This is a genomic window from Corynebacterium sp. NML 150383 (assembly GCF_002285085.1).
Classification (GTDB): domain Bacteria; phylum Actinomycetota; class Actinomycetes; order Mycobacteriales; family Mycobacteriaceae; genus Corynebacterium; species Corynebacterium gottingense.
On the sequence record NZ_NSGK01000010.1, the window covers coordinates 52,612 to 66,217 of the forward strand.

Genomic DNA, 13,606 nt, shown 5'->3' on the forward strand with positions numbered 1-13,606 from the left:
CCGCGAAAGACAACCCCTTCACCGACATCTCCTCGGGCCGTAAGACCATGAATTCCGTCATGGGCGGCCTGATGTGGCTGTGCATGATCATCGCGCTCGTGCCGCTGCTCTGGCTCCTGATCACCGTGATCCTCCGCGGTGCCCCCGCGGTGCTCGACCTTGGCTGGTGGACCGACGATATGGTCGGCGTCCGCATGTCCAAGGAAGGCGGCGGCGCCCTCCACGCAATCGCCGGTACCCTGATGCAGACGCTCATCGCGTCGCTGATCTCCATCCCGATCGGCGTGTTCACCGCCGTCTACCTGGTCGAATACTCCAACGGCAACAAACTGGGCAAGCTCACCACTTTCATGGTGGACATCCTCTCCGGTGTGCCGTCCATCGTCGCCGCGCTGTTCATCTACGCACTCTGGATCACCATCCTGGGCATGGAGCGCTCCGGCTTCGCCGTGTCGCTCTCCCTGATCCTGCTGATGGTCCCGCTGGTGGTGCGTAACACCGAGGAGATGCTCCGTGTCGTCCCGATGGACCTGCGCGAGGCATCGTACGCGCTCGGCGTGCCGAAGTGGAAGACCATCCTGCGCATCGTGCTGCCGACCGCCCTGTCCGGCATCGTCACCGGCATCATGCTCGCCGTGGCCCGCGTCATGGGCGAGTCCGCTCCGGTGCTGATCCTCGTCGGCTCCACCCCGGCACTGAACTGGTTCGGCCTGTTCGGCGAGCCGCAGTCCTCGCTTCCGCTGTTCATGCTCGAAATGTGGAAGTCCGGTGCAACCGGCTTTGCCGCAGAACGCCTGTGGGGCGCAGCCCTCACCCTGGTAGTCATCGTCGTCGTGCTCAACCTGCTCGCACGCGCGATTGCCAAGAAGTACTCCGTGAAGAAGTAACCGCCCCGCACAACCATCATCTGAGGAGAATCCCCGATGTCTAAGCTCGAACTCAACGACGTCAACATCTACTACGACGACTTCCACGCCGTCCGCGACGTCAACATGAAGATCCCCGCACAGGCCGTCACCGCCTTCATCGGCCCGTCCGGCTGCGGCAAGTCCACCGTGCTGCGCACTCTGAACCGCATGCACGAGGTCATCCCCAAGGCCAGCGTCAAGGGCGAGATCCTGCTCGACGGCCACAACATCTACGGCAAGAACGTGGACCCGGTGTCCGTCCGCAACACCATCGGCATGGTGTTCCAGAAGGCGAACCCGTTCCCGACCATGTCCATCGAGGACAACGTTGTCGCTGGCCTGAAGCTCTCCGGCGAGAAGAACAAGAAGAAGCTCAAGGAGGTCGCCGAGGAGTCCCTCCGCGGCGCGAACCTGTGGGACGAGGTTAAGGACCGCCTGGACAAGCCGGGCGGCGGCCTCTCCGGCGGCCAGCAGCAGCGCCTCTGCATCGCCCGCGCGATCGCTGTGCGCCCCGAGGTCCTGCTCATGGACGAGCCCTGCTCCGCGCTCGACCCGATCTCCACCCTCGCGGTGGAGGACCTCATCCACGAGCTGAAGGCCGACTACACAATCGTCATCGTGACCCACAACATGCAGCAGGCAGCCCGTGTGTCCGACAAGACCGCGTTCTTCTCCCTCGAGGCAACCGGCAAGCCGGGTAACCTGGTCGAGTTCAACGACACGACCACCATCTTCGAAAACCCGGAGAAGAAGGAGACCGAGGACTACATCGCCGGCCGCTTCGGCTAAGGGCCGACAGTCCCCGCACAAAGTACGGCGCCCCGGAGCAATCCGGGGCGCCGTCGCATGTCTCGGTACTACTTGCGGGTAAAGCGACGCTCGATCGTGGCGAACTTTTCCTTCAAGTCGTAGTCGCCGTCGCGCTGCTCTCGGTACTGCTCCGGCTGCAGCCCCGTGACCAGGAAGACAATGCGGTTGCCCACGTTGACGCATCGGTCGGCGAAGCGCTCGTAGTACCGCACCACCATGGCCACATCCACGGCCTCTCGGTTGCTGTACTCCCACTCCGGGGCGGTGACCAGGTTGAGCAGGTACGCCTTCATGTCGTCCATGTCCTCGTCGATCGTGTGCAGCTGCGCCGCGCACTCCGCGTCGGGGTGGAGGAGGAGCTCGCGGGTCTGGGCCACCATGGCGTCGGAGAGCCGCGCCATCTCCTCCATGAAGCCGGCGAGCGGGCCGGGCACTACGGCATCCGGGTGGCGTGCGCGCGTGAGCGTGGCCACGTGCATGGCGAGGGAGCTCATGCGCGACAGGTTTTCCACAATGTAGATCGACGACAGCACCTGCCGCAGGTCAGAAGCCACGGGGCTCTCGAGCGCAAGCAGGCTCATGCCGCGCTCCTCGCACCGGGTCTTGAGCTCGCGCAGTGCGTCGACCTGCGACAGCGTGTCTTCCGCGCCCTCGAGCGACTGGCGCAGCAAGGCCTCGGAGGCCTGCGCCATCGCCGCCCGCACCCGGTCACACATTTCGAGCAAATCCGCGTTGAACGCCTCGAGGTGCTCGCGGTACGCGGTCCGCAGCTGCGTCGGGCCGTCATGCTTATCGACGCCACCGTCACCCCCGTCACCCGCCTCGCTTGCGTGGGCAGGCGCGGCGTGCTCCGAGGGCTCCTCGGGCTCGCGTGCGTTCGGTGCCTCCGGGCTACCCGCCGTTGTTTTCAATTTCCGCGCCCTGTGGGACCGCGTCATCTTCGGGATCATCCAACCATCCTTCTGGCAGCGCGACTTTGGAGGACCCGCCCTGGCGGCCGCGCGCGCTGTCAGCTTGCTCCGCCTTCGCATCAGAATCTGCAATCGGTGCCAGCCGGTCCCACAGCTGGCCGAGTGACGTCACCTGCGCGAGCTCCTTGCGGAACTCACCGCCCACGGGGAATCCGCGCAGGTACCAGCCGGTGTGCTTGCGGATGTCGCGGCAGGCGTGCTCCTCGCCGTCGTGGTCCGCGAGCAGTTCGGCGTGCCGGTAGAGGATCCGGGCGACCTTGCCCAGCGTCGGCTCCTCCGGAACTTCCTCGCCGCGCAGCTGCGCGCCGAGTTGGGCGAACAGCCACGGTCTTCCGAGGCACCCGCGGCCGACCTCGACGCCGTGGCAGCCGGTCTCCTGCATCATCCGCTGCGCGTCGCCGGCAGCAAAGATGTCGCCGTTACCAATGACGGGCACCCCGGTGCCGTCCATGTGCTCGACCAGCCGGGCGATCTCGTCCCAGTGCGCGGTGCCGGAGTAGCGCTCCGCCGCGGTGCGGGCGTGCAGGGCGACGGCGGCCGCGCCCTCCTCGGCGGCAATGCGGCCAGAATCGAGGTGGGTGTGGTGCTCAGCATCAATGCCCATGCGGAACTTCACGGTGACGGGGATGTCGGTCCCCTCGGTGGCGCGCACGGCGGCGGCGACGATGTTGCCAAACAGGCGGCGCTTGTAGGGGATAGCGGAGCCGCCGCCCTTGCGGGTGACCTTGGGGACGGGGCAGCCGAAGTTCATGTCGACGTGGTCGGCGATGTTTTCCTCCACGATCATGCGCACCGCGTCATACGTGAACTTGGGGTCCACGGTGTAGAGCTGCATCGAGCGCGGCGTCTCCACGTCCGCGAAGGTGGTCATGTGCAGTGTCTTCGGGTTGCGGGCCACCATGGCGCGCGCGGTGATCATTTCGCAGACGTAGAGCCCGGAGCTGGTTCCGGTGAGCTCCTGCTCGATCTCGCGGCACAGGACGCGAAATGGCATGTTGGTCACCCCGGCCATGGGGGCCAGGATGACGGGGGAGTCCAGGTCCATCCCGCCGATGCGTAGCGCGGGGCCTGCGCTGGTCGTCGGTGCTGTCATGGTTCTCTATTGTTCCTGTTGGGAGGGGATAAGTGCAATTCGCTGGTGACCCTGTGGCGTGGCTGCGAGAGGGGTCGCAGTGCGTAACGTTCCACCCCCTTTGGGGGTGACGTCGGGGGATGAGGGGTCTGGTTTGTGGGGGTGGTGTGGCGTCGATAAGCGTCCTGAAGCCCCCGCGACCTGCGAAGCTGCTGGTAATACCAATTTTCGGGGTGGTGCGAAGCGGAGAGGTGTGCGCGCTCGCGTGCTGGCAATGCGGGCTAGGTCACAATACAGTGGAGTTGTTATTCCGTACCGACAAACACAAGTGAGGGATGAACATGGGCGACCGTATCGCCAACGCAAAGCTTCGTGACAAGGTCATGACCGCCGAAGAGGCGGGCCAGTTTGTCAACCACGGCGACAAGGTCGGCATGTCCGGCTTCACCGGCGCCGGCTACCCTAAGGCCATGCCGGGCGTCATCGCAGAGAAAGCGAAGGCTGCGCACGACAAGGGACAGGACTTCAGCATTGACGTCTACACGGGCGCGTCCACGGCACCGGAGTGCGATGGCGTGATGGCGGAGGCGGGCGCGCTGCGCTACCGCATGCCGTACCAGTCGGACCCGACCATGCGCGGCAAGATCAACGCCGGCGAGATGAAGTTCCAGGACATCCACCTTTCGCACTCCGGCATGATGGTGGAGCAGGGCTTCTTTGGCGAGGTCGACCTGGCCATCGTCGAGGCAGTCCGTATTACGGAGGAGGGCAACATCGTCCCGTCGTCCTCCGTGGGTAACTCCGTGGAGTTCCTCAACGCCGCGAAGAAGATCATCATTGAGGTCAACGAGTGGCAGTCCGAGGAACTTGAGGGCATGCACGACATCTGGACTGTGCCGCCGCTGCCGAACCGCATCCCGATCCCGATTACCAAGTGTGGCGACCGCATCGGCACCTCCTTTATCGAGATCGACCCGGAAAAGGTCGTCGCTGTGATCCACACCAACGACCCGGACCGCAACGCCCCGTTCAAGGCCCCGGACGAGACCTCCGAGCAGATCGCTGGCAACTTCCTGGACTTCCTAGAGAACGAGGTCAAGGCCGGCCGCCTGGCGTACGACGGCTACGTCATGCAGTCCGGTGTGGGCAACGTCCCGAACGCCGTGATGGCAGGCCTGATGGACTCCAAGTTTGAAAACATCCAAGCCTACACCGAGGTGATTCAGGACGGCATGGTCGACCTGATCGACGCGGGCAAGATGACCGTCGCTTCCGCGACCTCGTTCTCCCTCTCTCCGGAGTACGCGGACAAGATGAACGAGGAGGCCGCGCGGTACCGCGAGTCCATCATTCTGCGCCCGCAGTCCATCTCCAACCACCCGGAGGTCATTCGCCGCACGGGCCTGATCGCCTCCAACGGCATGATCGAGGCGGACATCTACGGCAACGCGAACTCCACGCACATCAACGGCTCCCGCCTGATGAACGCGCTAGGTGGCTCCGGTGACTTCACTCGTAACGCCTACATCTCCTCCTTCATCTCCCCGTCGGTGGCCAAGGACGGCGCGATCTCCGCGATCGTGCCGATGGTCTCGCACGTTGACCACACCGAGCACGACGCCATGGTCTTCATTACCGAGTACGGCGTGGCCGACCTGCGTGGCCTGGCTCCGCGCGACCGTGTGGCCAAGATGATTTCCATCGCCCACCCGTCGTACCGCCCGCTGCTTGAGGAGTACGTGGAGCAGGCTGCCAAGTGCAAGTACCAGGCCACCCCGCACGACCTGCGCCACGCCTTCGACTTCCACAACCGCATCATGGAGACGGGCACGATGCAGAAGTAAGGTGAACCCTTTCGCCCGGGCTACCCCCGTTTGATTCATGCTGGTAGCGCGGGCGTTTGGTTGCGTGCGTCGGTCAATTTCCGCCCCGCGTATGTGGCCCGCTACTATGTTTCGCATGGGCCTTTAGCTCAGCTGGTAGAGCTACGGACTTTTAATCCGCAGGTCGCGGGTTCGATCCCCGCAGGGCCCACCGTGAATACCCTCGGTCTTTCCCGGACCGGGGGTTTGCGCGTATGTAGGGGGCAAGGTGCTTATCGACGCCCCCGTAATCCCATCCCGCCATCACCCATACATGCCAAACTTATTAGGTATGACTAATTGCTTGTAAACCCCTGTACAAGCCGAGTACACTTGTTGGCCAGTTGAGTTGCAGAAACATTGCACCTCACCCGGGCCGACGGGCGGTGTGCACTGCATGGCATCAAAGTGGTTTTTAAGGAGAATCCACGTGGCAAAGAGTGTTTTTCAGATCCGCAAGCCAGGAAAGCGCGGCGCCCGCACAGGTGTTGCGATGCTCTCTGTCATCTCGCTGGCCCTCGGGTCGGCTGCGCACCTCCCGGGCCCGGCCCGCGCAGCCGAGGCAGCGGCTGCGGAAGGCTCCGGCTCGTCCGCCAAGTACACAGGTGGCGTTTTCGGTGCCGACGGCAAGGGCGTGATGCAGGGCTCGGACCTCATCGCGTCCGACCTCAGCGCCGGAAGCTGCACGGTGACTTCCGGCAAGCAGTCGTTTGAGCAGGCAGGATTCAAGGCGGAGATTTTCGAACCCGGGCCAGGAAAAAACTCCGACAAGCGTGCCTTCGGCGCGTCAGTTGAGTTCACGGGGGACAAGCAGCGCACATTTAACGATTGGTTGATCCTAGGATCAAACAATAATGCCCCGGTTACTCGGCACACGGTCAAAGCCGCGGCGCCGTCAGATCCATTCCCCATTGACGCGTTTGCGCCGACTCGTGACGCCGACGAGGTTATGACTATTAACAAGGTGGGGCGGGATCCTCTCACCGCCACGATTGCGGCGGACCTGGACGGGAAAAAGATCGCGGAGTACGCGAAAGCGACTGCGGAGAACCCGGTCAGGTATGCGTGGTCGGACCGGTATACGGAGGACAACGACAAGCCAGCCAGGCAGATCTTTAGCGACCCGTATATTGAGGCGACGGTGAACCCATGGCCGAACGAGAACGACGATTGTTCGCCGATCACGGTGGACTGGAAGCCCATCAAGCAAATGGTCATCGAGCCCGACGAGCCGGTCGAGGTCGGCAAGATCAACGCGCAGCCGAAGACGCTTAAGCGCATCGTCGTGGAGGCTCACGACCAGCAGGGCAACCTGCTTGGTTCGACCGATGGTGACGAACCCAAACTCGTCGTTGAGGACGATGGGACTGTGAAGTACACCTCCCCGAAGTACGTTGGTAACAAGGCAATTAGCGGGGACCAGAATGTCACCTTCACTGTTGTTGCCAACCCCCGTACCGTGGAGGAACTTGATGCGGCGGCCGCCGATGGGGCGGCCGCCCAGAACAAAGAAAATTGGGCGAAGGTCAGCGAGGAATCCAACAGCCTGCCTCGCTACAGCACACCGAATATGGTGAGCACCTCGACGATCACGCTGGACGACACGAAGTTCCACGATCCCGAGTACGACGCCGCCGATAAGGCGATCATCTCCGGCACCGAATCCGAGAACGGACCGGTCACCAATGAGCCGCAGCAAGTGACCTTCGAGCAGACCGGTGCGCGGATCTCGGAACTCATAAAGAAGAAGGCCGACGGTGGTAACAACGCCACGGTGGAGCTGAACACCCGCTACGTCTACGAAGGCTGGAAGGCAACGCTGGACCCGGAGACGAACAACGTCACGGTGACTGCGCCGGCGAACCCGAAGCCGGGCACGTTCGCACAGCCTCGCGTGGTTGTCACCTACTCCAACGGCTCGCGGGACATGATTCCGCTGCTGGTGCTGGTGGACCCCAACAACACCCAGGTCACGGAGCTGGCCCCCGATCCGGAGACCGTCAGCGGCGTGCAGGGCGCCGAGCTGAAGTCAAAGGTGGGCTACCAGCCAACGATGAGCGGCTACGACGCGGTGAAGCCGACGAAATTCGAAATCGACCCTGCCTCCGTTCCGGAGGGCTGGGACGTGAAGGTCGACGAGGACGGGACCGTCACGGCGACGTCGCCAAGCGATGCCCCGAACAACTCGCACGCAAACGTCAAGGTGCTTGCGACTTACCCGGACGGGACGACGGACGAGACGAACGTCGACTTTAAGGTCGCCGCGAGCGTGAAGGTTCCGGACTACCAGGCCGTCACCGGCAAGGCGCAGGATAAGGTCTCGCTGACCCCGACCATTCCCAACATTGGCATCGGTGGCGAGGAGGATGATGAGGCCCCGTCGAGTTACTCCTTCCCGGACGGCGGGACGACCCTGCAGCAGGGCGAGTGGTTCCTGACCATTAACCCGGAGACGGGCGAGGTCACCTCGGAGATCCCGGCCGACGCGCTCCCGGGGGCAAGCCTGACGTTCCCTGTCCAGGCGCACTATGCCAGTGGCGCGACTCCGCAGGTCACCACTGGCACCATCAACGTCGTTGGTGACAAGCAGGGAGCAGACGTGGCCAGCTACCCGCCGCGCCAGACTAAGCCGGGCGTTGCCGTTACCTCGGACATCTCCACGCAGCTGAAGGACCCCAAGAGTGCTACGTACAAGCTTCCGGATCCGAAGTATCGCCCGAAGGGTTGGACGTTTGCTATTGATGACAACGGCACGGTCACCGCGACCCCTGATGCGTCCCTGCCGGATGGCGCAACCGCAGACCTCCCAGTGACCGTGACCTACCCGGACGGCTCGAGCGCCACGGTTCCGGCCGAGTTCAGCGTGGTGTCCACCGCATCTGGCGCGAACAACCCGAACTACAAGACCGTGCACGGCCAGCCCGGCGACGAGGTGAAGAGCCCGGTCGACACCACGTACGTGAACCCGGCGTACGAGCCGAAGTACGAGTTCATCACGGATCCCAACGATCCTTCCTACATCCCGCTGCCGCGCAACCTGTCCTGGGACGACCTGACGATTAATCCCGATACGGGCGAGATCACCATGAAGATCAGTTCGAACGCGAAGCCGGGAACGTCCGCGCAGGTGCCCGTGCGCGTGAACTACAACGACGGCTCCTCCGACGTGACCAGCGGTACATTTATCGTTGATGCCGAGGCCCGCCAGATCTACAACCCGGACTACCTGCAGGCGTGGACGTCTCCGGGCGGCACGCAGACGTCGAAGCCGACGGCGGCCTCGGATGTCCCGTGGCGCGACCTCGCCGATAATGTGGATGACCGCTACTCGGTCCCCGCGGAAATCGACGGGTGGACGTTCACGGTCGACTACGACGGCACTGTCCACGCGACGGCTCCGAAGGGAGCCCGCGCCGGCGACCACGTCGATGTGCCGGTGACCGTGACGTACTACGACGGGAGCAAGGACGTCGTCTACGCCCCGTTCGTCGTGCGCGATAAGCAGGCCGAACTGTACGAGCCGGGCTACCCCGCGGAGTCGACCACGCCGGGCAAGGAAGTCACCCGCAGCATCACGCCGAAGAACCTGCCGGAAGGCAGCACCTTCTCCTTCGGCATGGACGGCGACACACCGATCACCCAGACCGAGGAGAACGGCTGGAAGTACTCCATCGACCCGAAGACCGGTGACATCACCGTCACCCCGCCGGCCGATGCGAAGCCGGGCGACAAGCAGACGAAGAACGCAACGGTGACCTACCCGGACGGCTCGACCGATGAGGCGCCCGTGACCACCATTGTCAGCCTGACCCAAAACTTCGAGGTCGAGCCGACCTACCCGGCCGAGAGCGTGTACCCGGGCACCAAGACCTCGCTGCCGCTGACGCTGGACAACCCGAACGGCGTCGAGGTCGCGGCGCAGGATCCGTACAAGATCCGCCCCGCGAAGAACTACACCGACACCGGCGACGTCAACGAGTTTGGCAACCCGGTGTACAAGGTCAAGACCGCCAACGGCGACTGGCTGGTCAGCCTGGACAAGGACGGCACCGTCCTCGCAGAGTCCCCTGCAACCGCGAAGCCGGGCGATGCGATTAACGTCCCGGTCTCCGTGAAGTACGCCGACGGCTCCGTGGACAGGGTCTCCGCACCGGTCACCGTGGTGGACCAGCCGACCCGAGAGGTGCCATTCAAGGTCGAGTACAAGTACGACAACACGCTCCCCGCGGGCCAGTACAAGGTGGAGAAGGAAGGCACCGCTGGCGCGGAGAAGCAGAACGAGGACGGAACCTGGACGCGGACTCAGGAGCCGACGAACGAGGTCGTGCTTGTGGGCACCCAGCAGGCTAAGGCCACCGACGAGGTGACCTGGACCGTTCCGCTGCCGTTCCCGACAACGATGCGCCCGAACCCCGACCTGCAGCCTGGCGAGACCAAGGTCGTCCAGGAAGGCGCAAACGGCGAGGAAACCTACACCGCCACATTTGACGCCGAGGGCGACCAGGCCAGCCACGTGGAGTCGACGAAGCGGACGGACCCAGTGGAGCGGATCGTGGAGTACGGCCCCCAGCTTGGCGAGACCGAGCTGGTGACCAAGACCACCAAGCAGCTGCCGTTCGACACCGAGGTCAAGGCCGACCCGAACCTCGATGCCGGCAAGACCGAAGTTGAAAAGGCCGGCGTGCTCGGCGAGGAGACCGAGACGTCGACGCAGAAGCTTGTCGACGGCAAGCCCTCCGGCGACCCAGTCGTCAGCACCGAGCGCACGAAGGAGCCGGAAACGCAGATCATCCGCGTCGGCACGAAGCAGTCGGAGCAGCCGACCCCGTCGGTCCCGTCGGCGTCGGTAAGCGTGCCGTTTACCACGATCGTCGAGTTCGACGACACCCTCCCGGCCGGCGAGCAAAAGGAGAAGCAGGCCGGCAAGGACGGCAAGGGCGTCGTGGAAAACGGCGAGCTGAAGATCACCGAGGAGCCGACGCCGCGCATCATCGTCGTCGGCACGAAGCAAGCCACGGACCCGGGAACCGACCCGGAGACTCAGGCGCCGAAGGACTACTCCTGGACTGAGTCCACCGCCTTTGACGTGGAGATTCGCGAGAACCCCGATCTGCCGAAGGGGGAAAAGCGAGTTGTCCGCGACGGCGAACGCGGTGAGGAGACCCACACCGTCCACTTCGAGCTCAAGGACGGCGTGTACGCACCGCAGGAAACGACCGAGGTGACCAAGGAGCCGGTCAACAAGATCGTGGAGATCGGCACTAAGGGTGACACCTCGACTGAGCCAACGCAGCCGGGCGAGCCGCAGGAAACCGAGCAGTCGGTCGTGACCATCGAGCGCCTGCCGTTCGACACGGAGGTCATTGAGGACCCGACGCTGGAGGCCGGGCAGATAATCGTCGAAAAGCCTGGTGCTCCCGGCAAGCAGCAGACCGTGACCACCCAGAAGTACAAGGACGGTAAGCCCGTTGGCGAGCCGACCACCACCTCGACCGTGCTGGAGGCGCCGGAAAACCGCGTCCTGCGCGTCGGCACCAAGCAGCCGAAGCAGCCGGAGCAGCCGCAAACGTCGGCGTCGGTAAGCGTGCCCTTCACCACGCAGGTCGAGTTCGACGACACCCTCCCGGCCGGCGAGCAAAAGGAGAAGCAGGCCGGCAAGGACGGCAAGGGCGTCGTGGAAAACGGCGAGCTGAAGATCACCGAGGAGCCGACGCCGCGCATCATCGTCGTGGGTACGAAGCAAGACACGGACCCGGAGACTCAGGCGCCGAAGGACTACTCCTGGACTGAGTCCACCGCCTTTGACGTGGAAATCCGTGAGAACCCCGATCTGCCGAACGGTGAAAAGCGCGTTGTCCAAGACGGCGAGCGCGGCGAGGAGACGCACACCGTCCACTTCGTGCTCAAGGACGGCGTGCTCACCCCGGAGGAATCCACTGAGGTGACCAAGGAGCCGGTGAACAAGATCGTCGAGATCGGCACCAAGAAGGACACGCCGACCGAGCCAACGGAGCCGACGGAAACCTCCAAGCCGACGGAGCCGCAGGAGACCGAGCAGTCGGTCGTGACCATCGAGCGCCTGCCGTTTGACACGGAGGTCATTGAGGACCCGACGCTGGAGGCCGGGCAGGTAATCGTCGAAAAGCCTGGTGCTCCCGGCAAGCAGCAGACCGTGACCACCCAGAAGTACAAGGACGGTAAGCCCGTTGGCGAGCCGACCACCACCTCGACCGTGCTGGTGGAGCCGGAAAACCGCGTCATGCGCGTGGGTACCAAGCCGGCCGAGACACCCGAGGTCAAGTCGGTGACGACTGACCTGCCGTTTGGTACCAAGGTCATCTTCGACCCGACGCTCGAAGCGGGCGAGAAGGCGACCGTGACCGAGGGCGTGCCGGGTCACGTGACTGTCACCGGCACTGACGTCGAGCGCGTCGAGCCGAAGGACGAGGTCGTGCGCATCGGCACCAAGCCGTCCGAGAGCACCTCCGAGATCCCGGAGGAGGTGTCCTGGGAGGAGCCGCTGCCGTTCAAGGTGATTGTGAAGCAAAACCCGGACAAGCCGCGCGGATCCGTCGAGGAAATCACGCAGGGCAAGAACGGCACGCAGAAGCGTGGCGTGCGCTACGAGATCGTCGACGGCAAGCTCGTGCCGAAGGAGTTCACCGAGGTCATTACCCCGGCCACCGACCACGTCATCGAGGTCGGCACCGGCGGCGAAGCATCCGAGATCACCGAGGTCAACGAGTCGGCGCTGCCGTTTGAGACCGAGGTCATCGAGGATCCGACCCTGCCGGCAGGCGCCGTCTTCACCGAGCAGAACGGTCAGCAAGGCTCGCAGCGCACCACGCGCACCTGGAAGCTTGTCGACGGCCACGTCACCGGCGACCCGACCGTCTCCACCGAGACCATCACGGAGCCGACCAACCGCATCCTGCGCGTCGGCACCGGTACGCCCCACACGGGCGAACAGGCAAAGCCGGAAGAGCGCCCCTACTACCCGCCGGTAGTCCTGGGCAAGGGCGCAACCGGCCGCGCCGAGCTGGAGCACGGCCACATCGACGGCGACTCCTACGAGATCGGCGACGTCCCCGAAGGCTGGGACGTGACGATCGACGAAACGACTGGTGAGGTCTCCGTGACCACGCCGGACGACGTCGAGCCGGGCACCATCGCAACCATCCCGGTGAAGGTGACCCGTGCGAACGGCAGCGTCCTCGAGACCTTTGTCAAGGTTGGCGTCTCCGGGAAGCAGGCCGAGCCGGCGGAGCCGACCACGAAGCCTTCGGAGCCAACGACGGAGCCGACCTCAGAGCCGACCTCGGAGCCGACCTCGGAGCCGACCTCGGAGCCGACGAAGCCGACTGAGCCGACCTCGGAGCCGACGACGGAGCCTTCCGAGCCGACGACGAAGCCGACCCCGGTACCGGGGACAACCGGCTCGTCTGAGGATTTCCAGCGCTGCGTGGCAAACGCGTTCGCTGCGAACAGCCCGCTGCTGTGGCTGGTGCCGATCGGCCTGCTGGCTGCCGTTGGCGGCCCGCTGTCCCAGCAGTTCGGCCCGCAGATCAACCAGGCGTTTGGCGAGATCAACGGCCAGATCAACCAGAAGATTCGCGAGAACACGCCGGACCTGCCGGACGTGGGCATGGGTGGCAACAACAAGCCCGAGTGGTACCGCGAGCTCGAAGCACAGGCGAATGCCGTAAACCAGCAGTTTGCTGGCCTCCAGCAGCAGTACGCCGGTGTAGGCGAGCAGCTGCGCCCGCTGGGCATCGGCCTGGCTGTCATCGGTGCGGCAGCCGTCGGCATCGCGCTGATCAACCAGGCATGTAAGCCGGAAGGCTTCGACGGCTGGACCAGCTCGTCCAAGGGCGATAGCCGGATGACCACCGTGCGCCCGGAGGGCGCGGATGAGGCGTCATCCTTCGGCGGTTCTTCCTCGAAGGACGGCAAGACCGAGAAGTAAGTCGCGCGGCAAAACCC

6 protein-coding genes and 1 tRNA gene are annotated in these 13,606 nt (G+C 64.4%); 5 read left to right on the top strand and 2 right to left on the bottom strand.

Features of this window, described 5'->3' with window-relative positions:
• Positions 1-47: 47 nt before the first annotated feature.
• Together pstA and pstB are read left to right on the top strand one after the other, a co-directional pair.
• Positions 48-887 (top strand): phosphate ABC transporter permease PstA, encoded by an 840-nt coding sequence (pstA, locus tag CKJ85_RS09810; RefSeq protein WP_233127033.1) that lies wholly within the window; start codon positions 48-50, stop codon positions 885-887.
• A gap of 36 nt (positions 888-923) precedes the next feature.
• Positions 924-1,697: a phosphate ABC transporter ATP-binding protein PstB gene (gene pstB, locus CKJ85_RS09815; protein WP_095278685.1), complete on the top strand. Its 774-nt coding sequence runs from the start codon at positions 924-926 to the stop codon at positions 1,695-1,697.
• Positions 1,698-1,765: 68 nt separating this feature from the next.
• Here pstB and CKJ85_RS09820 read toward each other — a convergent pair whose 3' ends face one another.
• Positions 1,766-2,488 (bottom strand): PhoU domain-containing protein, encoded by a 723-nt coding sequence (locus CKJ85_RS09820; RefSeq protein ID WP_095278734.1) that lies wholly within the window; start codon positions 2,486-2,488, stop codon positions 1,766-1,768.
• 121 nt (positions 2,489-2,609) lie between these two features.
• Positions 2,610-3,782 (bottom strand): tRNA dihydrouridine synthase DusB, encoded by a 1,173-nt coding sequence (gene dusB / locus CKJ85_RS09825; RefSeq protein ID WP_095554213.1) that lies wholly within the window; start codon positions 3,780-3,782, stop codon positions 2,610-2,612.
• 320 nt (positions 3,783-4,102) lie between these two features.
• Between dusB and CKJ85_RS09830 the strand changes: the two genes are divergently transcribed.
• The 3 genes from CKJ85_RS09830 to CKJ85_RS09840 all read left to right on the top strand — a co-directional run bounded on the left by CKJ85_RS09830 (position 4,103) and on the right by CKJ85_RS09840 (position 13,589).
• The gene (locus CKJ85_RS09830) at positions 4,103-5,605 is read left to right on the top strand and encodes an acetyl-CoA hydrolase/transferase family protein (protein WP_095554227.1); all 1,503 of its coding nucleotides are present in this window, start codon (positions 4,103-4,105) and stop codon (positions 5,603-5,605) included.
• Between the two features lie 117 nt (positions 5,606-5,722).
• Positions 5,723-5,795, top strand: a tRNA-Lys gene (locus tag CKJ85_RS09835).
• A 258-nt stretch (positions 5,796-6,053) separates the two neighbouring features.
• A complete protein-coding gene (locus CKJ85_RS09840; RefSeq protein ID WP_158221639.1) occupies positions 6,054-13,589 on the top strand; it encodes a G5 domain-containing protein in 7,536 nt (2,511 codons plus the stop codon).
• Positions 13,590-13,606 lie beyond the last annotated feature (17 nt).